At 56.5% G+C, this 22,046-nt stretch carries 24 protein-coding genes and 1 pseudogene; 16 read left to right on the forward strand and 9 right to left on the reverse strand.

The genetic code is table 11. From position 1 onward, the window contains the following. Positions 1-10: 10 nt before the first annotated feature. From FQ179_RS15545 to FQ179_RS15600, 12 genes and pseudogenes are all read left to right on the forward strand, one after another. The gene (locus FQ179_RS15545) at positions 11-964 is read left to right on the forward strand and encodes a cache domain-containing protein (RefSeq protein ID WP_188074626.1); all 954 of its coding nucleotides are present in this window, start codon (positions 11-13) and stop codon (positions 962-964) included. A gap of 232 nt (positions 965-1,196) precedes the next feature. Next, positions 1,197-1,886, forward strand: coding sequence for a 50S ribosomal protein L3 (gene rplC, locus FQ179_RS15550; RefSeq protein WP_180117806.1), 690 nt, complete (start codon positions 1,197-1,199; stop codon positions 1,884-1,886). A gap of 2 nt (positions 1,887-1,888) precedes the next feature. Beyond that, positions 1,889-2,509: a 50S ribosomal protein L4 gene (gene rplD / locus FQ179_RS15555; RefSeq protein ID WP_149398208.1), complete on the forward strand. Its 621-nt coding sequence runs from the start codon at positions 1,889-1,891 to the stop codon at positions 2,507-2,509. Next, the gene (rplW, locus tag FQ179_RS15560) at positions 2,506-2,802 is read left to right on the forward strand and encodes a 50S ribosomal protein L23 (RefSeq protein ID WP_137238742.1); all 297 of its coding nucleotides are present in this window, start codon (positions 2,506-2,508) and stop codon (positions 2,800-2,802) included. Before rplD ends, rplW begins: the two co-directional genes overlap by 4 nt. Further along, a complete protein-coding gene (rplB, locus tag FQ179_RS15565) occupies positions 2,803-3,630 on the forward strand; it encodes a 50S ribosomal protein L2 (protein ID WP_149398209.1) in 828 nt (275 codons plus the stop codon). It abuts the gene before it with no gap. Between the two features lie 12 nt (positions 3,631-3,642). After that, complete coding sequence (rpsS, locus tag FQ179_RS15570) at positions 3,643-3,918, forward strand: 30S ribosomal protein S19 (RefSeq protein ID WP_149398210.1); 276 nt, start codon at positions 3,643-3,645, stop codon at positions 3,916-3,918. A 3-nt stretch (positions 3,919-3,921) separates the two neighbouring features. After that, positions 3,922-4,251, forward strand: coding sequence for a 50S ribosomal protein L22 (gene rplV, locus FQ179_RS15575; RefSeq protein WP_149398211.1), 330 nt, complete (start codon positions 3,922-3,924; stop codon positions 4,249-4,251). Between the two features lie 10 nt (positions 4,252-4,261). Then, positions 4,262-5,068: a 30S ribosomal protein S3 gene (gene rpsC / locus FQ179_RS15580; RefSeq protein ID WP_149398212.1), complete on the forward strand. Its 807-nt coding sequence runs from the start codon at positions 4,262-4,264 to the stop codon at positions 5,066-5,068. A gap of 2 nt (positions 5,069-5,070) precedes the next feature. Continuing rightward, positions 5,071-5,487 carry a 50S ribosomal protein L16 gene (gene rplP, locus FQ179_RS15585; protein WP_137238738.1) on the forward strand — a complete coding sequence of 139 codons (417 nt, stop codon included), beginning with the start codon at positions 5,071-5,073 and terminating at the stop codon, positions 5,485-5,487. A gap of 10 nt (positions 5,488-5,497) precedes the next feature. Further along, positions 5,498-5,689 carry a 50S ribosomal protein L29 gene (rpmC, locus tag FQ179_RS15590; RefSeq protein ID WP_149398213.1) on the forward strand — a complete coding sequence of 64 codons (192 nt, stop codon included), beginning with the start codon at positions 5,498-5,500 and terminating at the stop codon, positions 5,687-5,689. A 1-nt stretch (position 5,690) separates the two neighbouring features. Then, complete coding sequence (rpsQ, locus tag FQ179_RS15595) at positions 5,691-5,972, forward strand: 30S ribosomal protein S17 (RefSeq protein ID WP_149398214.1); 282 nt, start codon at positions 5,691-5,693, stop codon at positions 5,970-5,972. A gap of 262 nt (positions 5,973-6,234) precedes the next feature. Next, positions 6,235-6,405 (forward strand): annotated as a pseudogene (locus tag FQ179_RS15600) (4-hydroxy-2-oxovalerate aldolase); the annotation flags it as partial. Positions 6,406-6,533: 128 nt separating this feature from the next. Here the strand turns inward: FQ179_RS15600 and FQ179_RS15605 are convergent. The 9 genes from FQ179_RS15605 to FQ179_RS15645 form a co-directional block, all read right to left on the reverse strand. Further along, a complete protein-coding gene (locus FQ179_RS15605; protein WP_149398215.1) occupies positions 6,534-8,228 on the reverse strand; it encodes an AMP-binding protein in 1,695 nt (564 codons plus the stop codon). After that, positions 8,225-9,904 carry an AMP-binding protein gene (locus FQ179_RS15610; protein ID WP_149398216.1) on the reverse strand — a complete coding sequence of 560 codons (1,680 nt, stop codon included), beginning with the start codon at positions 9,902-9,904 and terminating at the stop codon, positions 8,225-8,227. The genes FQ179_RS15605 and FQ179_RS15610 overlap by 4 nt, the downstream gene beginning before the upstream one ends. A gap of 3 nt (positions 9,905-9,907) precedes the next feature. Beyond that, positions 9,908-10,420, reverse strand: a complete 513-nt coding sequence (locus FQ179_RS15615; RefSeq protein ID WP_149398217.1) for a PaaI family thioesterase — start codon at positions 10,418-10,420, stop codon at positions 9,908-9,910. Positions 10,421-10,441: 21 nt separating this feature from the next. Continuing rightward, positions 10,442-11,701 (reverse strand): OmpP1/FadL family transporter, encoded by a 1,260-nt coding sequence (locus FQ179_RS15620; RefSeq protein WP_149398218.1) that lies wholly within the window; start codon positions 11,699-11,701, stop codon positions 10,442-10,444. Between the two features lie 79 nt (positions 11,702-11,780). Beyond that, positions 11,781-13,832 (reverse strand): 3-hydroxyacyl-CoA dehydrogenase NAD-binding domain-containing protein, encoded by a 2,052-nt coding sequence (locus FQ179_RS15625; RefSeq protein WP_149398219.1) that lies wholly within the window; start codon positions 13,830-13,832, stop codon positions 11,781-11,783. Between the two features lie 9 nt (positions 13,833-13,841). Beyond that, entirely contained in the window at positions 13,842-15,134 is a 1,293-nt protein-coding gene (locus FQ179_RS15630) for an acetyl-CoA C-acetyltransferase (RefSeq protein ID WP_149398220.1), read from the reverse strand. Between the two features lie 14 nt (positions 15,135-15,148). Next, the gene (locus tag FQ179_RS15635; protein WP_149398221.1) at positions 15,149-17,500 is read right to left on the reverse strand and encodes an acyl-CoA dehydrogenase; all 2,352 of its coding nucleotides are present in this window, start codon (positions 17,498-17,500) and stop codon (positions 15,149-15,151) included. Beyond that, positions 17,497-18,216 carry a TetR/AcrR family transcriptional regulator gene (locus FQ179_RS15640; RefSeq protein WP_149398222.1) on the reverse strand — a complete coding sequence of 240 codons (720 nt, stop codon included), beginning with the start codon at positions 18,214-18,216 and terminating at the stop codon, positions 17,497-17,499. The genes FQ179_RS15635 and FQ179_RS15640 overlap by 4 nt, the downstream gene beginning before the upstream one ends. A gap of 392 nt (positions 18,217-18,608) precedes the next feature. After that, positions 18,609-20,036, reverse strand: coding sequence for an NAD-dependent succinate-semialdehyde dehydrogenase (locus tag FQ179_RS15645; RefSeq protein ID WP_149398223.1), 1,428 nt, complete (start codon positions 20,034-20,036; stop codon positions 18,609-18,611). A gap of 433 nt (positions 20,037-20,469) precedes the next feature. Here FQ179_RS15645 and rplN point away from each other — a divergent pair, with 433 nt between their 5' ends. Genes rplN through rpsN form a run of 4 tightly spaced genes read left to right on the forward strand, consistent with a single transcriptional unit; the run spans position 20,470 to position 22,039 of the window. After that, the gene (gene rplN / locus FQ179_RS15650) at positions 20,470-20,838 is read left to right on the forward strand and encodes a 50S ribosomal protein L14 (RefSeq protein WP_137238726.1); all 369 of its coding nucleotides are present in this window, start codon (positions 20,470-20,472) and stop codon (positions 20,836-20,838) included. A gap of 11 nt (positions 20,839-20,849) precedes the next feature. Then, positions 20,850-21,170 (forward strand): 50S ribosomal protein L24, encoded by a 321-nt coding sequence (rplX, locus tag FQ179_RS15655; protein ID WP_149398224.1) that lies wholly within the window; start codon positions 20,850-20,852, stop codon positions 21,168-21,170. Between the two features lie 12 nt (positions 21,171-21,182). After that, positions 21,183-21,722, forward strand: a complete 540-nt coding sequence (gene rplE, locus FQ179_RS15660) for a 50S ribosomal protein L5 (protein WP_149398225.1) — start codon at positions 21,183-21,185, stop codon at positions 21,720-21,722. 11 nt (positions 21,723-21,733) lie between these two features. Next, positions 21,734-22,039, forward strand: coding sequence for a 30S ribosomal protein S14 (gene rpsN / locus FQ179_RS15665; RefSeq protein WP_149398226.1), 306 nt, complete (start codon positions 21,734-21,736; stop codon positions 22,037-22,039). The last annotated feature ends 7 nt before the right edge of the window (positions 22,040-22,046 follow it).

Here is a 22,046-nt window from a genome sequence, read left to right on the forward strand (position 1 = left end):
GAGAGCAGCCATGCTTAAATACACAACCTCTACTTTTTGCCTGCTACTGGCCACGGTTGGGGGGCTCATCAACATGTCGCTCGCCGCCGCCCAGCCGGCGATACCTGAAGCCGGTTACATTCAATTGGCGCAGGCGGAGAACGTAGGCCTCGACGCCCCGCAAGTTACGCGACAGCGCGTGGTCTCGTTGGCAGAGCAACGGGCCCAGGCTCTACTTAACTCGGCGGAGCAGTATGTCCGCACTCACGGTACTGAAGGTGCTCGTGACTTTAGCCATCTGCCACAATTTGTTGATCGCGACCTGTATGTATTTGCGCTTGGCATGGACGGTGTGTTGCTGGGCAGCGGCGGATGGTCGGCATCGCTGGTGGGGCAGAACGTGGCGGACGAAACCGATACCCACGGCAACCACTTCTTTGATCGCATAATTTCGCTGGCCCGCGAGCAGCAACGCGGGCAGGTGCAATACTTTTGGTACAACCCTGCCAGCGCCAATGAAACACGCAAGGTCACAAATTTCGTAAGGGTGGGAGACGTTATCGTAGCGGTGGGGTTTTTCCCCGAGCGTGGCACGCGCACAGAGGCCAGAGCCATGTTGCGCGCTGCGCTACTTGAACTTGAGCAAAGGCCGTCAGAGGCACTAAGTGCCTTCCAAGATCCCAAAGGGCCTTTCAAGCACGATGATCTCTACGTGTTTGCCGTCGACACCCGTACCGGCACCTTTGTTGCTCATGGCGCTACACCCAGCCTGGTGGGCAGCAATGCCGTCGCGTTGCTTGACGCGAGCGGACGCAATCCCGTGCGTGAGATGGTCGAGGCCGCCCAACGCGATGGTCGCGGCTCGCTTGATTACTTATGGATCAACCCCATGACGGGTCGCATCGAAGGCAAACGTACCTATTTTCGAAAACAGGGTGATCTAATGATCGCCGTGGGTAGTTACGACCCCACCAATGTGCCCTGAAGGCCAATAAACTACGCCCACATCAGGGGCGTATGTGGCTTTGCTACTACAGGCATCACCGCCTGGCAAAGCTGCTCTGGTTTCGCTTGCACTACTTGCCATCAGCATGCTAAAGTGCAAGGCTTGACCAAAAAAGCATTTTGGATTCAAGAAATTTATGTGTGCAAGGGCTAGGCAGCCTGCGCGCACGGCAATTAGCCCCGACCAATCGTAGTCGGGAATGGAGAAAACGATGTCGAACTCGACACCTACGCCTGCCGCTTACCGGCTGGGCCTTGTGGGGCGTAAAGTCGGCATGACCCGTATTTTTACCGAGGAAGGCGAGTCCATCCCGGTGACAGTACTGGACGTGTCGAATAACCGCGTTACTCAGGTCAAGTCGCCAGAAGTTGATGGCTATGCGGCTGTACAACTGGCTTATGGTACTCGTCGCGCAAGCCGCGTTACCAAGCCACAAGCAGGGCATTACGCCAAAGCCGGTGCAGAAGCCGGTAGCATCCTGAAAGAATTCCGTCTCGATCCCGCCAAGGCCGCTGAGTTTGCAGCCGGCGCAGTGGTGGCTGTCGAAAGCGTATTCGAAGCAGGGCAAAAAGTTGACGTTACAGGTACCACGATTGGTAAAGGCTTTGCCGGCACCATCAAGCGTCACCACTTCAGTGGTCAAAACGCTTCCCATGGTAACTCGCGTTCGCACCGCGTTCCAGGTTCTACGGGTATGGCCCAGGATCCAGGTCGCGTCTTCGCCGGCAAAAAAATGTCGGGCCACTTGGGTGATGCTACCCGCACCGTCCAAAACCTCGACATTGTGCGTGTCGATGCCGAACGTGGCTTATTGTTGGTTAAGGGCGCAGTCCCCGGCCACAAAAATGCCAACATCGTCGTGCGTCCCGCTATCAAAATGTCGGCCGTAAAAGGAGCCTAATCATGGAACTCAAGCTCCTGAATGACCAGGGTCAATCTGCTTCCACATTTGACGCACCTGACACCGTGTTCGGTCGCGACTTCAACGAAGCGCTCGTGCATCAGGTCGTCGTGGCCTTCCAGGCCAACGCTCGCCTGGGTAACCGTGCGCAAAAGGGTCGTGACACCGTCAAGCACAGCACCAAGAAGCCTTGGCGCCAAAAAGGTACGGGCCGCGCCCGCTCCGGTATGACGTCCTCGCCTATCTGGCGTGGAGGTGGTCGTGCATTTCCTAACTCGCCCGACGAAAACTTCTCCCACAAAGTCAACAAGAAGATGTATCGCGCTGGTATTCGTGCGATTCTCTCTCAGCTGGCTCGTGAAGACCGTATCGCCGTGGTTGACACTTTCTCGCTCGACACTCCCAAAACCCGTCTTGCTGCTGAAAAGCTGAAAAGCATGGGTCTTGAGTCGGTGCTTATCATCACTGACGTGCTCGACGAAAACGTGTATCTCGCTACCCGCAACCTGCCGCATGTTGCCGTGGTTGAACCGCGTTACGCCGATCCGTTGTCGCTGATCCACTACAAAAAAGTGCTGATCACCCGGCCGGCTATCGCTCAACTCGAGGAGATGTTGGGATGAACGCCGAACGCTTATTGCAAGTTATCCTGGCTCCCGTCGTAACTGAAAAAGCTACGCTGGTCGCCGAAAAAAACAACCAGGTCGCTTTCCGGGTTGTGGCTGACGCCACCAAGCCCGAGATCAAAGCCGCCGTCGAGCTCCTTTTCAAGGTCGAAGTCGAGTCCGTGCAAGTTCTTAACCGCAAGGGTAAAGAAAAGCGCTTCGGCAAATTCATGGGCCGTCGTCGCAACGAGCGCAAGGCTTATGTTTCGCTCAAGCCGGGTCAAGAGCTCGACTTTACGGAGGTGAACTAAATGGCACTCGTAAAAGTCAAGCCTACTTCAGCTGGCCGCCGCGGCATGATCAAAGTGGTTCATGCCGAACTGCACAAAGGTCCAGGCTACGCGCCATTGCTCGAAAAGCAAAAACGCGGCTCGGGCCGTAACAACAATGGTCACATCACTGTGCGCCATCGTGGGGGCGGTCACAAGCAGCATTACCGTCTCGTCGATTTCCGTCGCAACAAAGACGGCATTGTTGGCAAGATTGAACGCCTCGAATACGACCCCAACCGTACTGCGCATATCGCGCTGGTTTGTTACGCTGACGGCGAGCGCCGCTACATCATCGCTCCCCGTGGCCTGGCAGTTGGTGCATCGGTTCAGTCTGGTATGGATGCTCCCATCCGTCCCGGCAACACCTTGCCCATCCGCAACATTCCTGTTGGTACCACCATTCATTGCATTGAGATGCTTCCCGGCAAAGGCGCGCAGTTGGCCCGCTCGGCAGGTGCCTCGGCAGTCCTGATGGCTCGTGAAGGCACATACGCCCAAGTGCGTCTGCGCTCCGGTGAAGTTCGCCGCGTGCATATCGATTGCCGTGCAACCATTGGTGAAGTCGGCAATGGCGATCACAGTCTGCGTCAATACGGCAAGGCTGGCGCAATGCGCTGGCGCGGTATTCGTCCGACTGTTCGTGGTGTTGCAATGAACCCTGTCGATCACCCGCACGGTGGTGGTGAGGGTCGTACCGGTGAGGGCCGTGAGCCCGTCAGCCCATGGGGTACGCCGGCCAAGGGTTACAGAACCCGTCGTAACAAGCGCACAGACAATATGATTGTCTCGCGCCGCAAGCGCAAGTAAGGGGCGTAGAACATGTCACGTTCGATCAAAAAAGGCCCATTCGTCGATGCGCATCTGATCAAAAAGGTCGATGCGGCCGTCGAAGGCAAAGAGAAAAAGCCGATCAAAACCTGGTCGCGCCGTTCAACCATCCTGCCCGAGTTTATTGGGCTGACGATTGCTGTGCATAATGGCCGCCAGCACGTTCCCGTTTATATCAACGAGAACATGGTCGGTCACAAACTCGGCGAGTTCGCGCATACCCGTACGTTCAAGGGTCACGCTGCGGACAAGAAGTCCAAGAGGTAAGTGATGGAAACTAGAGCTATTATCCGTGGAGTCCATATTTCGGCCCAGAAGACACGAATTGTTGCGGATCTCATCCGTGGCAAGTCTGTTGCCCAGGCGCTTAATATCTTGACGTTCACCCCCAAAAAAGCCGCGGGCATCCTTAAAAAGGCGCTAGAGTCCGCGATCGCCAACGCCGAGCACAACGACGGCGCTGATATCGATGAACTCCGCGTTACCACTATTTATGTGGACAAGGGCCCTTCGATGAAGCGTTTTTCCGCACGTGCCAAAGGCCGCGGTAACCAAATCGAGAAGCAGACTTGCCACATTGTGGTCAAAGTCGGCGCGTAAGGGAGTCACAATGGGACAGAAAATACACCCGATTGGGTTCCGCCTTGCGGTCAACCGCAACTGGAGTTCGCGCTGGTATGCTGACGACAAAGCTTTCGGTGGCATGCTGGCCGAAGATATCCGCGTACGCGCTTATCTTAAAAAGAAGCTGAAGTCTGCTTCGGTTGGCCGTGTGGTAATCGAACGCCCCGCCAAAAATGCTCGTATCACCATTTACTCGGCACGTCCGGGTGTGGTTATCGGCAAGCGCGGCGAAGATATCGAAAGCCTGAAGTCTGATCTTCAACGCCTGATGGGCGTGCCTGTGCACGTCAACATCGAAGAGATCCGCAAGCCTGAAACCGACGCCCAGCTCGTTGCCGATTCTATCGCGCAGCAGCTCGAAAAGCGCATTATGTTCCGCCGCGCCATGAAACGCGCCATGCAGAACGCCATGCGTCTTGGTGCCCAGGGCATCAAGATCATGAGCGCTGGTCGACTGAACGGCATCGAGATCGCCCGTACCGAATGGTATCGCGAAGGCCGTGTGCCACTGCACACACTGCGCGCTAACATCGATTACGGTACGGCCGAAGCCCAAACGACTTACGGCATTATCGGTATCAAGGTATGGGTCTACAAGGGCGACATGCTGCCTAACGGCGAATACCCCGCCGAGACAGCCGCTCCCCGTGAAGACGACCGTCGTGCGCGCCGCCCCCGTGGTGACCGTCCAGACAGTCGCCGTCCGAGTGGTGGTCGTGGTCGCGGAGGCCCTCGTAAAGACGCTGCTGCGCCGGCCGCTGCTTCGGCTGCGCCCGCTGCAGAAGGAGAATAAACATGCTGCAACCTTCACGCAGAAAGTACCGCAAAGAGCAGAAAGGCCGCAACACGGGTCTGGCAACACGCGGTGCACAGGTTTCATTTGGCGAGTTCGGTCTCAAGGCCACAGGCCGTGGCCGACTGACTGCTCGTCAAATCGAAGCTGCACGTCGTGCGATCAACCGCCACATCAAGCGTGGTGGCCGCATCTGGATCCGCATCTTTCCTGACAAGCCCATCTCGCAGAAGCCTGCCGAGGTCCGTATGGGTAAAGGCAAGGGCAATCCTGAATTCTGGGTCGCCGAAATTCAACCCGGCAAGGTGTTGTACGAAATGGAAGGTGTAAGCGAAGAGCTTGCACGTGAAGCTTTCCGCCTGGCCGCCGCCAAGTTGCCAATCTCCACGACATTCGTGTCGCGGCGAGTTGGTGCTTAAGGAGCCTGATATGAAAGCCAGCGAACTCCGTTCCAAAGACGCCACCGAGCTCAACACAGAGCTCGAGAGCCTGCTGAAGGCACAATTTAACCTGCGCATGCAGCGTGCCACCCAGCAGCTTTCCAACACCAGCCAGCTTGGTCGTGTACGCCGTGACATTGCGCGTGTACGCACCATCTTGTCTGAGAACGCAGGAAAGTAACATGAGCGAAACCCAAACTACACAACCAGCAAAACGCCAGCGTACCCTCGTGGGCAAGGTTGTTTCCAACAAAATGGACAAAACTGTCGTGGTCCGCGTTGAGCGCCGCGTCAAGCATCCAGTTTTTGGAAAAATCATCGTGCGCTCCAATAAGTACAAGGCGCATGACGAAACCAACCAGTACAACGAAGGCGATACCGTCGAAATCGCAGAAGGTCGTCCGATCTCCCGCGACAAAACTTGGACGGTTGTACGTCTTCTCGAAGCCGTACGTGTAATCTGATGCGAGCCAACGTCTGTCGCCAGCGGCAGGCTTACTAGCCCAGTCTGCACGGGCCCATAGCTGCACGTGGGCCGCACAGCTGATAAAAGCCCCCGACTATTCGGGGGCTTTTTGTCGTGGTACGCCCAGGTTGAACAGAGCTCAAGAAGTTGGGCTATTTAGCATATGCATCACTTGAAGGTGCTGATGTTCCGCTAAGCTGATCATGGCGAACGAAGTGATGCGCCACAACATCAAGGCCACCAATTGCCGAACGTACACGCTGACTCTGGGCTATGCCGGCGTTTATAGTTCATTTCTGCTGATTGCCAAGCGTGGTGAACAGAAGTATGGCGTTCCGGTTCGTGAAATTTTGGTTGAGATGGGGTGCCGTGGCATGGTGGGTGGGGAAGAAGACATGATTGAAGATACTGCTCTGTCATTGTCGCGGTAGAAGAAAGCGGCTCGGGCAGACGCCTGAACCTCTGCACCAGAAACCTGCGTGCGTATGTAATAGATGAGCGCGCAGCCTGGTGCCAGCTGTGAGCAGTGCCATGTCAATGAGAAAATCTGTCGGGGCGATCAATCATCGGCCCGCTTGGCCGCAGACGCTTCAAAACTGCGCAGTTCACGCCGTAGTATTTTGCCTACGTTGTTGTGTGGCAACTCATCGCGAAACTCGACGTGTTTGGGTGCTTTGTAGCCGGTAAGCAGGCTGCGACAGTGTTTAATGACTTCGGCCTGAGTAAGGTTGGGATCTTTGCGCACCACAAACAGCTTCACGGTTTCACCTGAGCGCTCGTCCGGCACCCCTACGGCAGCGGCCTCGAGCACGCCAGGGTGCTGCATGGCTGCCGCTTCGACCTCATTGGGGTACACGTTAAACCCCGACACAATAATCATGTCTTTCTTGCGGTCGTTGATAAACAGATACCCGCGCTCGTTGATGTAGCCGATATCGCCGGTGTGCAGATAACCGTCACTGTCGAATACCAGAGCGGTTTCTTCGGGCCGATTCCAGTAGCCTCGCGTGACTTGCGGGCCTCGTATGCAGATCTCGCCACTTTGGCCCTGCGGCACATCGTTGCCGTCGTCATCGCGAATAGCGATATCGGTAGAAGGTACCGGCATGCCGATGGAGCCATCAAAATCAGTTCGGTCCAGTGGGTTCAGGCTGACGGCAGGTGAGGCCTCGGTCAGCCCGTAGGCCTGTGCTATCGGATGGCCGGTAACCTTGAGCCAGCGCTCTGCAATCACGGTTTGCACAGCCATCCCCCCGCCCAGGGTCACCTTAAGTGATGAAAAATCGAGGGAAGCAAAACCAGGGTTGTTGAGCAGGGCATTGAACAGTGTATTAACACCTGTAAGGGCAGTGAACCGTTCATTTGCAAGCGTTTTGACGAACCCTGCGATATTGCGCGCATCAGCAATAAGTACGTTGCGCCCGCCCAGCTTGATAAAGGTGAGGCAGTTGGCCGTTAGTGCAAACACGTGATACAGCGGCAGCGCGGTGACGACACACTCTTGCCCCGGTTTCAGGTACGGCCTGACCCAGGCATGGGCCTGGCATACGTTGGACACCATGTTGCCGTGTGAAAGCATGGCACCCTTGGCAACGCCCGTGGTGCCCCCGGTGTACTGCAGCAGGGCAAGGTCATCATGGGTAAGCGTGGGGCGTGTGTAGGACGCAGTACGGCCCAATGCTAGCGCTTGCTTCAAGGGGACAACATTTGGCAGGGTATAGCGGTGGACCAGCTTTTTGATATAACGGGCCGCAAAGTTGGTGATGACGCCTTTTAGAGGGCCGAGCAAATCACCCAGCGTCGCCAACACAATATGCTGCACGTCAGTTTTATGCAGCACAGGCTCAAGTGTGTGGGCAAAATTTTCGGCAATGATAAGGGTTTGCGCACCCGAATCGGCCAGCTGATGCGCCAGTTCTGAAGATGTATAGAGTGGGTTGGTATTGACTACCACAGCGCCCGCACGCATGGCCCCGAACATGCACACGGGGTAGGTCAGCAGATTAGGCATCATGAGCGCCACGCGGTCGCCTTTTTGTACGCCGACATTCTGCAGCCACGCGGCAAACTGGCGCGTTAGTGCGTCGAGTTCAGCGTAGGAGATGCTGGTGCCCATGCTGCTGAATGCCACATTGTCGGCGAACTGTCTGCAGCTTTCTTCGAACAAGGCAGGTAGTGAGTCGTAGCGCTGAGCTTCATCGGTGATATCGGCAGGTACGCCGCGTGGGTAATTTTGCGTCCAGATGTCTTTCAAGAGGGTCTCGTAGGTTCATTCTTTAGTTCGCGACGCAGTACCTTGCCTACGTTGCTGCGCGGCAGATCTTCACGAAATTCGACATACTTTGGGGTCTTGTAGCCGGTCAAACTGCTGCGGCAATGCTTGATCAGGGCCTCTTCAGTGAGGCGATTGTTCTTTCGTATGACAAACAGCTTAACCACTTCGCCGGAGTGCTCGTCCGGTACACCTACTGCAGCGACTTCGCGCACGTCAGGGTGCTCCATGGCCACCGCTTCCACTTCATTGGGGTAAACATTAAACCCTGACACATTAATCATGTCTTTTTTGCGGTCAAGCAGAAAGACATAACCTTCTTCATTTACATACCCGATGTCGCCGGTATGAAGAAACCCGTCAGCGTCAAACACCTTGCTGGTTTCGTCGGGGCGCTGCCAATAGCCAGGTGTGACCTGCGGCCCACGCACGCAAATTTCGCCGGTTTCGCCCTGGGCCACGTCGTTGCCGTCGCCATCACGTATGGCAATTTCAGTGGAGGATACAGGCAGCCCGATGGAGCCAGTGAATTCCTTTTTGTCGAGCGGGTTAATGGTTACGGCGGGCGACGTCTCGGTAAGCCCATAGGCCTGGGCCAGAGGTTTGCCAGTTAGCTTGAGCCAGCGTTCGGCAATGACTTGCTGCACCGCCATACCACCGCCCAGCGTGAACTTTAAGTTTGAAAAATTAAGCTTGGCAAAGTCAGGATGGTTGAGCAGGGCATTGAATAGTGTGTTGACGCCGGTAATGGCGGTAAACCTGACACTGCCCATGCTCTTGATGAAGGCTGGGATGTCACGTGGGTTGACGATGAGCAGATTGCTTGCACCCAGGGTGATAAAGGTAAGGCAGTTCGCCGTCAGGGCAAAGATATGATAAAGCGGCAGTGCAGTGACGACGCACTCTTTGCCGCCATCGAGATTAGGGCGTATCCATGCATGTGCCTGGCAGACGTTGGACACCATATTGCCGTGCGTTAACATGCAGCCCTTGGCAACGCCTGTGGTGCCGCCTGTGTATTGCAGCAAGGCCAGATCATCGTGACAAAGCTTGGGCCGTGAATAAGGTGACGTGCGACCTTTGGCCAGCACATGCTTGAAGCTGATTGTGTTTGGCAGCGTATAGGCCGGCACCATTTTCTTGACATGGCGCACTACCAGGTTGGTAATGGCACCTTTGACAGTGCCGAGCATGTCGCCCAGCCCAGTAACCACGATGTTCTTGATTTGTGTTTTGGGCAGGGCCTCTTGCAGCGTATGCGCAAAGTTTTCGGCGATGACAATGGTTTCGGCGCCGGAGTCGTGCAGCTGATGTTCGAGTTCGGTGGCGGTATAAAGAGGGTTGGTATTGACCACGACAGCGCCAGCACGCAATGCGCCGTACAGGCATATTGGATACTGCAGCAAATTGGGCATCATCAATGCCACGCGGTCGCCTTTTTTTATTCCAATGGATTGCAGCCATGCGGCAAAGTACCGTGATTTTTCATCTAGACCTGCGTACGACATATGCGCGCCCATGCTGAAGTAGGCGATTTTTCCGGCGTGCTTTGCGCAACTCTGTTCGAAAATTGCGGCCAGTGAATCATAGGCGGCAGCCTCTTCATTGATGTCGGCTGGCACCCCTTGCGGGTAATTCTTGAGCCAGATGGGTTCCATACGCTATCCCCCTTTTGATACCTTGGATTGCTTGTAATAAGCCTTGTCAGCAATGTATATCATGCGTTCTACCACGGTGTATATGTCGCCGTTCTGATCTTTCAGCTCTACGGTATATTTGCGTGATGTCTCTCCATTCTCTTCAATCTCCTTGCAGATGTCATCGATTTCTTTTTGATTGATGCAAAATTCGGCGAACAGACTGGTGTATGCAGGTCGCCGATAGCGTATGGCAGCGGCCTTGTCCCAAACAATAAAATTGCTGCTCAATCGGGCCAGCAGCATGGCAACATGTACGCCATCGGTAATGGCAAACAATGAGCCGCCATACAGTGAGCCAACCAGATTGCGCGTGCTTCGTTTAAAGGGCAGCTTGATTCGTACACGCGACAGATCGGGTGAGATCAACTGGATGCGGCCTCCCGAGCGCCGAAAGGCCGGATGTAAAGCAAAGCCAGCGCGCATAGCCCGGGCCCGCCACTTTATTGGAATACGCAGAAGCAGTGACAGGTTCATGATCATGCGCGCCCGGGTAGCTTAAAAACGATACGACACCTGTACGCCAATGAGGTCGGCCTTGGAGTTGTACTTGCCTTTGACATGACCCTTGGTGGCATCGGTGTTGTTATCGATTTTTGTGCTCTTTACGAAAAGATGGGCATAGCCAATGTCGACGCTAAGCTTGTCATTGGGGCTATACCGCGCGCCTATCGATGCCCAGTAACGATCGTTGTCAGGTAGCGAGGTTGGTCGGTACTTGTCGCTTCGTATGGGCGACTGATCCCATGCCAGACCGCCGCGCAGTGTCCAGCGTTCGTTGTACTTGTAGTTGGCGCCCAGGGCGACCCGCCACGTATCGCGGAACTTGAGCTCGAGCTCATCATCGAAAGGTGCGCCACCGTTGTTGATATCAAGCGACTTGATGCTGCTCCAGCCTGTCCATGAAACGTCTGCCAGCAGTTGCCATTTTTCGTTCAGATCGTGCGCCACGCTGAGAATGGCTGTGTCTGGCAGTTTGACGGTTGTGCTGGCGTCGCGTTTGGCGATAAGGCCCGCCATGTCGTGCGTTATTTTGGTGTTGCCGTCGACATTGATTTTGACGGTAGAGCGGTATGAAAGCCCTATGCGCGTCGCGGGCGTAACCTTGTAAAGCAGGCCTGCATTCCAGCCCCAGCCATCGCCGTCGGCTTTCAGCTTGGCGTTAAGGTCACCCACGCCAGGCATGTAGGCCGCACGGCGGTAGGTTGCATCGAGCTTGGTGTAATTGACCCCGGCGCCAATCGAAAGCTGGTCGTTCACCTTGTAAGAAACCGAAGGGTTGATGTTAATGGTTTTGATGTCAAATTCGCGCGATTGGTAGCGCCCAACCCAGTCATCGTCGTATTCGGTTCTCAGGCCGAAGGGGGCGCCAATGCCAAGACCAACATGCCATCGTGGTGCAAGTTGCCATGATGCATACAGATTGGGAACAAAGCCCCACGAGCCTGCATCGCCGCCGTTGTTGGTGCCTAAGGGAACGACGCCCCCTGGCCCTGTGCTGCCGTCGTTCTTGAACTTGAACGACGGGCGAATAGCCGTTAAACCACCTGATAGCTGAACGCCTTCAAGTTCGCTCATGCCGGCCGGGTTGAAGTAAATAGTGCTGGCATTTTCGGGGTTGGCCGCCGAGCCTGCGTAGCTGTTGCCGATACCGCTTGCCGTCTGTTCTAGCAGATTGAAACCTGCAGCTTGAGCACCGGCAGCGCCTAGCCCCAGAACGAGGGCTGAAACAATGCGTAGCGATGTTTTGAGCTTCATGGTGCTACCTCCTGTTGAATGACTGTATTTGTAAGGCATGGCTTCATCGGCGTATGGGTTAGTGCCGTAGCGCTTGTGGTTATTGGGGTGGCGTTGCCCCATCGCTTTGGGGGGTACTGCCCTGTTCGTTACCTGGCCCATGCGCTTGGGGTTGTTCTGGATGCTTTGTTTGGCTTTGCGCGTAAGGCTGCCCGTCTTTAAGCGTGGCCAGATAGTGCAGAGGGCCTCCGGTAAAGGGTGCAAACCCTGTGCCGAAAATTACCCCTGCATCTGCCAGATCGGCATCGGCCACGACCCCATTGGTCAGCTGCGCTTGTGTTTTTTCGATTAACGGCATAACCAACCGCTGGGCCAGGCCTGAAGGCGCTATTGCAGCCGAGTGTTTCACAGGCTTGTCGTCCTTCCAAACATAAAACCCTTTGCCTGTTTTACGGCCCAGGTTGTTGCGTGCCAGACGGGTTTCCAGGCAGCGGGGCAAAGGCGTATCGGGTGAAAGCTGTTGCCCGGCATCGCGTGCAATGTCCAAGCCCACTGTGTCGATGAGCTCGATGGGGCCCATGGGCATGCCAAATGCCGTCATGGCGGCATCGATGGTTTCGCTACTGATGCCTTCGTCAATGCAGTGCATGGCTTCGAGCATATAGGGTGCAAGTACGGCATTGACGAGAAAGCCAGGTGTACTGCGCACGGGCAGAGGCAGCTTGTCGATCTGGCCTGTGAATGCGCACGCCGCTGCCAGGGCTTCGGGGGTAACCCCATCGGTTTCTACTACTTCAACCAGTGGCATGCGGGATACGGGGTTAAAAAAATGCAGGCCAAGAAAGCGCTCAGGTCGTTTGAGTTCTGTGCGCAAGGTTTCGAGCGACAGGCTCGATGTGTTGGTGGCCAGAATGGCGGTGGGTTTCATGCGCGCTTCAAGCTCGCGATACAGTTCGCGCTTGGCCTCGGCATTTTCGAAGATGGCTTCGATGACAATATCGGCGTGCGCCACCCCATTGCCGTCGAGATCGGGCACCAGACGGTCAAATGCCGCCCTGGCTTCGCGTGGGTCTTTCTTTTTGCGTGCAAACAGTTTGCCGGCGCGGCCTTGAGCGAGGGCAATGCGGTTACGATCCTGGTCTTGCAGGGTTACGTTAAGACCTTTCAGGGCGCACCAGGCGGCGATGTCACCCCCCATAACCCCCGCACCCACGACATGCACGTGGCCGGCGCGGGTGACCCCATCGGCCTTCTTGCCGAACGCCTTCAACCTTTCCTGCAGACGAAATACCCGCACCAGATTGCGCGCGGTATCGGAGCGTACGATGGCGTCGATCAGGCCGGGCGCCTCAAGCGCATTGCCGTTGTGTTTGGCCCAGATTTCGAGAATGGCACGTGGTGCGGGATAATGTTTTTTGGGATCGCGTTGGTCGAGTTTTGCGGTAGCCTGCCTGACGACCAGTGGGCGCGCCAGCTTATGATTCATTAAGGCAGGGATGCCGCTCGCTCGGTGACGCTTTTTGCCGCTGAGTACCAGTTGCGAGGCGGCCTGTTCCATCAGGCGCGGCGCGACGATGCCATCGGCAAGACCCAGACGTTTCGCCTTGCGTGCGTCTGCGGAACGGCCTGTCAGCATCATGTCTAGCGCGGCAGGCGCACCGATGGTTTCAGGCAGGCGGCGCATGCCACCCCAACCCGGAAATATGCCCAGCATGACCTCGGGCAGTGCCAGTGATGTGCCAGGTTGATCGACCACCAGACGGTAACGGCATGCCAGGGCAAGTTCAAGCCCGCCTCCAAGGCAATGGCCCCGTATCAGTGCCAGGGTTGGGTAGGTAACTCTGGCAAGCCGATTGAACATGACCCAGCCGCGCTCGACGAGTTGTCGCGCTTTTTCTGGGGTGTCGAGCCCGGCGAATTCGTCGATGTCGGCGCCGGCGATAAAGCCGGCTTCTTTGCCAGACATAAACACCAGGCCTGCGGGAGTTTGTCGGTCGAAATAGTCGAGCAGTTGCCCAAGCTCATGCACGACCTCGCCCGATAGACGATTGACAGGTATGCCGGGGCAGTTGATTTCAACCCAGGCAATGTTTTGCGTATCAATGTGGCAGCGGAAACTGGATAAACCCAGGGATTTTAAGTGGTTTGTCATACTCATAGCTCAGACCTTTTCGTCGCAGGTTTCAACCAGCATGGCGCCGCCCTGGCCGCCGCCGATGCAAATGGTGGCCATGCCGCGCTTGAGATTGCGCGCGCGCAAGGCCTGTAGCAAATGCAGCACAATGCGTGCCCCCGATGCACCCACAGGATGGCCGATGGCAATGGCGCCGCCATCGACATTTAGCCGTGCCATGTCAAGTTGACCCAGCGCCGGCCTGCCCAGATGCTGCTGGCACCACGGGTCGTCATTCCAGGCGGCCAGACACCCCAACACCTGTGCGGCAAACGCCTCGTTGATTTCCCAGAGGTCCAGGTCATTAAGGCCAAGGTGGTGGCGCTCGAGAATGGGCGTAGATGCGAAGACGGGCCCAAGACCCATGGTGGATGGATCTAGCGCGGCCCATTGCACATCGACTATTCGCCCAATAGGTTTTAGGCCCATGTGTTGCACGGTGGCGGCGGAGGCAAGAATGAGCAGGGCCGCGCCATCGGTAACCTGGGAGCTATTGCCGGCCGTGATGTTGCCCCAGGGGCGGTCAAATACGGGCTTGAGTCTGGCGAGTTTTTCGGGGGTGGAGTCGTCGCGTACGCCATCGTCGGTTGCATACAGCTGACCTTTGGTGTCGGCAAGCGGCACGATTTCATCGAACGCGCCAGCCTGCTGTGCGGCCAGGGTGCGTTGATGGCTTTGCGCTGCGTAGGCGTCTAGCGTTGCCCGATCAAGCCCGAAGCGGTCAGCTAGAATTTCGGCCGTCTGCCCCATTGAAAGCCCGACGACGGGATCGGTTAGCCCTTTCAACAAGCCAATAACGGGTGCAAGATGCTTGAGACGCAATGTTTTAAACATGGCCAGCTTCTGGCCTGCGCCGCGTGCCTTGCCCCAGCCCGCCAGCCACTTGACCATATCATCACTAAACAGCAGGGGAGCGCGTGACAGGGCATCGACACCGCCAGCCAGCACCAGATCTGAACGGCCTGTCTGTATGGACATGACCGCAGAGTATAGTGCCTGCATGCCGGAGGCGCAGTTACGCATGACGGTCCAGCCGGGCACTTTGTCGCCGCAGCCCAGCCGTAGTGCGATGACCCGACCGACGTTGGTTTCGTCTGGCGAGGGGGCAGCGCAGCCGATGATGACTTCGCTGAACTCTGACTGTTTGAAAGGCTGGCGCAGCAGCAATTCACGGCCTGCCTGCACGGCAAGGTCAGAGGCTGAGAACGGCCCGGGCGCATTGCGCGCCTTCAGGAAGGGGCTGCGTGCGCCGTCAATAATGTAGACAGGTTCAAAAGCCATGATCGAGGTAGTCCTTATGCTGCCTGGCGCTGTGACGCCGTTTCGGTAGATTGATCGGGACGCGCCATGTCGAAGGGGAAGTCATCCACGGCAATGACACGATCGCGCAGGGCATTGCGTTGGCTTACCAGATCGTATTCGGCATCGGTAAGGCCCCCTGCGGCGTGTACGGCAGTTGCCAGGTCCCGTACATTGGCGTCAGGGTTGTTGTCGAGCTGGCCACTTTTTTCGAAGGCCCGGATCTTGGCATCAATGGCTGTTGTGCCGGCCATGGTGCGGAAGGCCGCCTCGATGGCGCCAACCGCGTCGTGGGTGTCTGACGAGACATAGCAGTCGCGCGTAAGGCGGTCGCGCGTGGCGCCGGGTGTCATCAGCAGGCGGGCCACCGCCTGCCCCAGGCTGTCGGCCGGTTCGCGGCAGGGGCGACCAAACGGGAACATCAAGGCACGCAGTACACCTGCAACAAAGCGGTTGGGGAAGTTGGCCAGCACCCCGTCTAAGGCCTGCTGCAGGCGATACAGGGCGTCTTGCATGGCCCAGTGAGCCAGAGGGGCGTCAGCGGCCTGGCGCCCTTCATCTTCAAACCGCTTGAGCACGGCCGAAGCCAGGTACATTTGCGACAGAACATCGCCCAGGCGGGCGGACAGCCGCTCGCGCATCTTGAGAGAACCACCCAGCGTCAGCATGGCCGCGTCGGCCGTTACGGAGAAGGCACTGGAAAACCGGGTGAGCTGGCGGTAATACAGTGCCATCTCGGGGGCGATGTCGGCATTGACGGCAATAAACCTGCCGCCGGTAAGCCCTCGGCCTAGCGTGCGCAATGTGTTGACCGTGGTGTAGCGAACATGTCCCCAGAATGCCTTGTCAAAATCAAGCTGCCCCTGAGCCGTGTCAGGGTTTTGCGCTGCGTGCATTTCATCAAGCACAAAGGGGTGGCAGCGGATGGCACCCTGGCCAAAAATAATGAGACTGCGCGTTAGTATGTTGGCGCCTTCCACCGTAATGCCAACAGGTATCTGCTGGTAGGCGCGCCCCAGAAAGTTGGAAGGCCCGAGGCAAATGCCCTTGCCGCCAATGATGTCCATGCCGTCATTGACCACCGTGCGGCCGCGTTCGGTCAGGTGATACTTGACGATGGCCGAGACGACGGAGGGCTTTTCACCAAGGTCGACGGCGGTGGCCGTCATGGTGCGGGCCGCGTCCATGAGGTAAGTGTGGCCGCCGATGCGGGCCAGTGCCTCTTCAACGCCTTCAAATTTGCCTATGGGCAGACGAAACTGATTACGCACCAGGCTGTAGGCACCCACAGCGCGAGCCGTGATCTTGGCCATGCCGGTAAACGACGAGGGCAACGAAATCGATCTACCTGCTGCCAGGCATTCCATAAGCATGCGCCAGCCCTGGCCAGCCATAGCGGGCCCCCCGATGATGAAATCAAGTGGCATGAATACGTCTTGGCCGCGTGTGGGGCCGTTCATGAACATGGCATTTAACGGAAAGTGGCGGCGGCCGGTTTCGACCCCAGGATGAGTAGCAGGTACCAACGCGCAGGTAATACCCAGGTCTGTTTTGTTGCCAAGCAGGCCATCGGGGTCGTAAAGGCGAAACGCCAGCCCGAGTAGTGTGCAGACCGGTGCCAGCGTAATGTAGCGTTTGTCCCAGCTGACACGCATGCCCAACACCTGCTCACCCTGCCATTCGCCCATGCAGACGATGCCGCTGTCAGGGATGGCCGCAGCGTCAGAACCCGCCCATGGGCTGGTGAGTGCAAAGGCGGGGATTTCTTCGCCGGTGGCCAGGCGGGGCAAGTAGTGTTTTTTTTGTTCTTCAGTTCCGTAATGCAGCAGTAGTTCGGCGGGGCCGAGAGAGTTAGGCACCATGACGGTGACAGACAGTGCCGAGTTGCGCGTGGAAAGCTTGGTGACAATTTGGGAGTGCGCCAATGCCGAGAAACCGCGACCACCGTATTCTTTGGGAATGATCAGGCTAAGAAAGCGATGCGTCTTGATGTATTGCCATACTTCTGGCGGCATGTCATACAGCTGGTGTGTAATCTGCCAGTCATCAATCATGCCGCAGACGGTTTCAACTTCGTTATCGAGAAAAGCCTGCTCTTCGTCAGTAAGCTGCGGCCGCGGTATGGCGTGCAACCGTTTCCAGTCGGGGTTGCCGCGAAACAGATCGCTTTCCCACCACACCGTGCCTGCCTCCAGCGCATCGCGTTCGGTGTCCGACATTTGCGGCAAAATTTTGCGGTAAAGCGCGTAAATTGGGCGGGACAGCAATTTTTGGCGCAAGGGCGAATATGCCAGCACGGCTGCTGCGACAGCAAGCAGAATAATCAGAACGAAGAAAACTGCATTCATGAAAGACTCCTGCCGTTTGTAGCGGCATGATTAGCGTTGCTACAGGTTGGAACGGCGCCGCTGCCGGGCAGTGGTGCACGCAGCCCCCCAAGTAGAAAGCTCATGAGCCGTTGGAGCAAAACCTGCGCGCTCTCGGGCTGTTTTTGTTCTGGGTGGGGCCAGTCCATGGCACTACGCAATGCCTCGGCGCCCGATATGGCATAAGACGTGGCGCCCAGCATAAAGTGAAAGCGCCAGATGATTTCGTCTTCAGGCACATCGGGTAGCGCCTTTAGCAAAGCCTGCCTGAACCGACCGAACACTTCGGAGTGCTCGTCAATGATGGCCGCCCGGATGAACCCACCGGGATCCGACATGCTGCGTTCGAGCAAGGGCACAAAAGCGCGTCGGTCGGGCTCGTGGCTACAGGCATGCAGAACCAGTGGGCTGAAAAAAGCTTCTAGCACCTGCGAGGGCTTGAGAGCATCGCCCTTGGCATTGCTTTCGAGCTCGTTAAGCAGGGCCAGGCGTTCATCATTGAGCTCTCTGAGGCGGCGCTGAAATACCGCCTGCACCAGCCCATCTTTTGACCCAAAATGGTAATTGACTGCCGACAGGTTGACGCTGGCGGCACTGGTAATTTGCCGCATTGAGGTGTTGTCGTGGCCGTTCAGGGCAAAAAGTTGCTCTGCTGCATCGAGAATGGTGGTGCGGGTGGAGGTACGGTGTGGTGTCATGGCTACTCGATTAGTTCAAACGTTTGTTTGAATGCTACGGGTAGCGATCAAAAATTCATAGGGGGGTTAATCCCTAGAACGTTGCGGTATACACGTCCCAGAACGTCGCGGTACATGTGTGTTGACGCTTATCCACAGTGCGAAGCAGGCTGCTTCTCCTTTGGATCATTTCAAATCCGATACTGAACTAGTCTGTGATCTTCGCATTCAGTCGCGACGCATTAGTGGGGTTACAGGCGGGCAATTACCGGCGTCGAACGTGTCGATAAACTTGTTGTCTCGATTTCTGGTGCGCAGTCGCACAATGCGAAGCCGATGAACGCGCGAAAAAAAGCCGCCCGCCCCGTTTTCAGGGCGGGCGGCTTGTACAGCAAGCCGTTAAACCTTCAGGTTCAGACGTGGGTTACGAACTTGGTTACCAGGTAGCCCTCGAAGGTTTCGGTGCCGCCTTCGCTGCCGATCCCGCTGTCTTTGATGCCGCCAAAAGGCGTTTCGGGCAGGGCGCTGCCGAAGTGGTTAATGTTGACCATGCCGGCTTCAATATTGTTGGATGCCTTGGTGGCTGTTTGCAGCGAGTTGGTAAACACATAAGATGACAGGCCGAAGGGCAATGAATTGGCCTTGCGGATTACATCGTCGGTGTCGGAAAACCGCGTAATAGGTGCAATGGGGCCAAAAGGCTCCTCGGTCATCAACATACTGTGATCGGGTACATCGGTAATCACCGTAGGGGCAAAAAAGTGGCCGCTGCGATCAAGTGGTTCGCCGCCCAACACGACTTTGCCGCCTAGTTCAAGCGCGTTATCGACAAATTTGCTCATGGTGGGTACACGGCGCTCGTGGGCAAGCGGGCCCATCTGCGTTTCAGGGTCGAGGCCATCGCCGACCCTGATGCCTTTGAGCGAATTGACAAAGCCTTCAAGAAACTGATCGTAGACTTTTTCGTGTATATAAAAACGGGTAGGCGACACGCAGACCTGGCCAGCGTTGCGCACCTTGAAGCGCGCAAGCTGTTGGGCCGCGCGGTCAACATCAGCGTCGTCAAAAACCAGTACGGGCGAGTGACCACCCAGTTCCATGGTAATGCGCTTCATGTGAGCCCCCGCCAGTGAGGCCAGATGCTTGCCCACAGGGACTGAGCCGGTGAACGATACCTTACGGACAATGGGTGAGCGGATGAGATACTCGGAGATTTCGCTGGGTACGCCCCATACAATGTTGAGTACGCCGGGAGGCAGGCCAGCATCGTGAAACATGCGTGCGATGGCCATGACGGCACTGGGTGCGTCTTCGGGGCCTTTAAGAATAATGGTGCAACCCGCGCCGATGGCCGCGCAGATTTTGCGTATGGCCTGGTTGTAGGGGAAGTTCCAGGGCGTAAACGCTGCACACACACCGACCGGCTCGCGCAACACCATCTGGCGTACTTCGGGGCTGCGGGGCAGCACCACGCGCCCGTATATACGGCGGCACTCTTCGGCGTGCCAGTCGCAGTGGTCTGCGCAGCTGACGATTTCGCCAATGGCTTCTGCCAGGGGCTTGCCCTGGTCAAGCGTGAGATTGCGCCCGATTTGGTCGGCGCGATCGCGTGAAAGTTGGCCGACCGTACGCAGGATCTCGGATCGTTGCATGGGCGAGCTGTGACGCCAGGTTGCGAAAGCGCGCTCGGCAGCCGCCAGCGCGCGGTCAAGGTCTGCTGTGTTGGCGTGCGGCAACTGGCCCAGTACCTCGAGCGTGGAGGGGTTGACTACAGGCTGGGTGTCGCGGCCCCCGCCTTCAACGAATTCGCCATCTATATAGAGTGCCAGTGTCTCGTACATGCTCCGTCCTTCTTCCTAGTGCTTGGTTTACAATTAAGTGCCGATTAACCCGCGACCAGTTCAGTTGCCTGATTCGTTGGGCGATCGTGCAAACGCCTATAATGCCCCGCTACAGGGCAGTTGTTTATCAATGATGCCAGTTAACCACAGCTTGTCAGTGGTAGGGCACCAAGACTTGCATAAGAAAAAAAAATAGAATAACATATCGAGCTTGCTGGCAGAAACGCAATAAAAGGCGCTACGATAGTGTCTTTATTTAGTGGCCGGTAAAAAGCAGAGCACGCGGAACAAAACGCGAGCTTTTTAGCACGATTTCAACCCAGGGTTTGGGGGCGCCAGAGTTGTTCTGGTGTGTTTGAACCTGACGGGACCAAAACTGGTTGCGCGGTTGCCGAGAGGCGACGTTAGCGGCTAAGTTGGAACAGGAAAAATCATGATCCAAATGCAGACCACGCTAAACGTGGCCGATAACACGGGTGCACGCTCAATCATGTGCATCAAGGTGTTAGGCGGCTCGAAGCGCCGTTACGCCGCTATCGGCGACATCATCAAGGTGTCCGTCAAAGAAGCGGCCCCACGCGGGCGCGTTAAAAAAGGCGAAATTTACAACGCAGTCGTTGTACGTACCGCCAAGGGTGTTCGCCGTAAAGACGGTTCACTCATCAAGTTCGGCGGCAACGCCGCTGTTTTGCTCAACGCTAAGCTGGAACCCATCGGCACGCGTATCTTCGGCCCTGTCACGCGCGAATTGCGTACAGAGAAGTTCATGAAGATCGTGTCTCTGGCTCCCGAAGTGCTGTAAGGGGCAATCACATGCAAAGAATCCGTAAAGGCGACGAAGTCATTGTATTGACCGGTCGCGACAAAAAACGCCGTGGCACAGTACTTCAGCTCGTCGGCACCGATCAGGTGCTGGTTGAAGGCATCAATGTCGTCAAAAAGCATGTCAAAGCCAATCCAATGGCTGGCACGCAGGGCGGCATCGTCGACAAGACCATGCCCATCCATATCTCTAACGTTGCTCTCTTCAATGCCGAAACTGGCAAAGGTGATCGGGTAGGCGTCAAGATTGAAGATGGTAGCAAGGTCCGTGTATTTCGTTCCAGCGGCGCTGTCGTTGGCGCCAAGGCTTAAGGGGCGTAGAACATGGCTCGTTTACAAGAGTTTTACAATAGCAAGGTTGCTGCCGACCTGCAGGCCAAATTTGGCTACAAAAGCGTCATGCAAGTGCCGCGCATCAAGAAGATCACCCTGAACATGGGTGTTTCTGAAGCCGTAGCCGACAAAAAGGTCATTGAGCACGCTGTCGCTGACCTAACCAAGATCTCGGGTCAAAAGCCTGTAGTAACCAAGACGCGCAAGGCTATCGCGGGTTTCAAAATCCGTGAAGACTACCCAATTGGTTGCATGGTTACACTGCGTGGCAAGCGTATGTACGAATTCCTCGATCGTCTGATCGCTGTGGCCCTGCCGCGCGTTCGTGACTTCCGCGGGGTGTCGGGTCGTGCGTTTGACGGTCGTGGCAACTACAACATCGGGGTGAAAGAGCAGCTCATTTTCCCCGAAATCGAATATGACAAGATCGACGCAGTGCGTGGTATGAACATCAGCATTACCACTTCTGCCAAGACTGACGAAGAAGCCAAGGCGTTGCTTACTGCCTTTAGCTTCCCGTTTCGTAATTAAGGGGCGTTGACGTGGCTAAACTTTCACTCATCAATCGCGACATCAAACGCGCCAAGCTGGCAGAAAAATACGCTCCCAAGCGTGCGGCCCTCAAGGCAATCATCGACGATCAAGCAAAGACCGACGAAGAACGCTACCAGGCCCGGCTCCAACTTCAGCAACTGCCGCGCAATTCCAATCCAACACGCCAGCGTAATCGTTGTGTCGTAACGGGCCGCGCACGTGGCGTCTATAGCAAGTTCGGTCTTGCTCGTCACAAGCTGCGCGAAATGGCGCTGCGTGGCGAAGTGCCCGGCATGACCAAAGCCAGCTGGTAGGAGAAAT

It is taken from the genome of Pusillimonas sp. ANT_WB101 (genome assembly GCF_008369125.1).
Classification (GTDB): Bacteria; Pseudomonadota; Gammaproteobacteria; order Burkholderiales; family Burkholderiaceae_B; genus Allopusillimonas.

Bases quoted from the DNA above. Each gene is read 5' to 3' on its own strand.
- FQ179_RS15545 (WP_188074626.1), top strand. From the start codon at position 11: ATGCTTAAATACACAACCTCTACTTTTTGCCTGCTACTGGCCACGGTT.
- rplC (WP_180117806.1), top strand. From the start codon at position 1,197: ATGTCGAACTCGACACCTACGCCTGCCGCTTACCGGCTGGGCCTTGTG.
- rplD (WP_149398208.1), top strand. From the start codon at position 1,889: ATGGAACTCAAGCTCCTGAATGACCAGGGTCAATCTGCTTCCACATTT.
- rplW (WP_137238742.1), top strand. From the start codon at position 2,506: ATGAACGCCGAACGCTTATTGCAAGTTATCCTGGCTCCCGTCGTAACT.
- rplB (WP_149398209.1), top strand. From the start codon at position 2,803: ATGGCACTCGTAAAAGTCAAGCCTACTTCAGCTGGCCGCCGCGGCATG.
- rpsS (WP_149398210.1), top strand. From the start codon at position 3,643: ATGTCACGTTCGATCAAAAAAGGCCCATTCGTCGATGCGCATCTGATC.
- rplV (WP_149398211.1), top strand. From the start codon at position 3,922: ATGGAAACTAGAGCTATTATCCGTGGAGTCCATATTTCGGCCCAGAAG.
- rpsC (WP_149398212.1), top strand. From the start codon at position 4,262: ATGGGACAGAAAATACACCCGATTGGGTTCCGCCTTGCGGTCAACCGC.
- rplP (WP_137238738.1), top strand. From the start codon at position 5,071: ATGCTGCAACCTTCACGCAGAAAGTACCGCAAAGAGCAGAAAGGCCGC.
- rpmC (WP_149398213.1), top strand. From the start codon at position 5,498: ATGAAAGCCAGCGAACTCCGTTCCAAAGACGCCACCGAGCTCAACACA.
- rpsQ (WP_149398214.1), top strand. From the start codon at position 5,691: ATGAGCGAAACCCAAACTACACAACCAGCAAAACGCCAGCGTACCCTC.
- FQ179_RS15610 (WP_149398216.1), bottom strand. From the start codon at position 9,904: ATGGAACCCATCTGGCTCAAGAATTACCCGCAAGGGGTGCCAGCCGAC.
- FQ179_RS15615 (WP_149398217.1), bottom strand. From the start codon at position 10,420: ATGAACCTGTCACTGCTTCTGCGTATTCCAATAAAGTGGCGGGCCCGG.
- FQ179_RS15620 (WP_149398218.1), bottom strand. From the start codon at position 11,701: ATGAAGCTCAAAACATCGCTACGCATTGTTTCAGCCCTCGTTCTGGGG.
- FQ179_RS15625 (WP_149398219.1), bottom strand. From the start codon at position 13,832: ATGACAAACCACTTAAAATCCCTGGGTTTATCCAGTTTCCGCTGCCAC.
- FQ179_RS15630 (WP_149398220.1), bottom strand. From the start codon at position 15,134: ATGGCTTTTGAACCTGTCTACATTATTGACGGCGCACGCAGCCCCTTC.
- FQ179_RS15635 (WP_149398221.1), bottom strand. From the start codon at position 17,500: ATGAATGCAGTTTTCTTCGTTCTGATTATTCTGCTTGCTGTCGCAGCA.
- FQ179_RS15640 (WP_149398222.1), bottom strand. From the start codon at position 18,216: ATGACACCACACCGTACCTCCACCCGCACCACCATTCTCGATGCAGCA.
- FQ179_RS15645 (WP_149398223.1), bottom strand. From the start codon at position 20,036: ATGTACGAGACACTGGCACTCTATATAGATGGCGAATTCGTTGAAGGC.
- rplN (WP_137238726.1), top strand. From the start codon at position 20,470: ATGATCCAAATGCAGACCACGCTAAACGTGGCCGATAACACGGGTGCA.
- rplX (WP_149398224.1), top strand. From the start codon at position 20,850: ATGCAAAGAATCCGTAAAGGCGACGAAGTCATTGTATTGACCGGTCGC.
- rplE (WP_149398225.1), top strand. From the start codon at position 21,183: ATGGCTCGTTTACAAGAGTTTTACAATAGCAAGGTTGCTGCCGACCTG.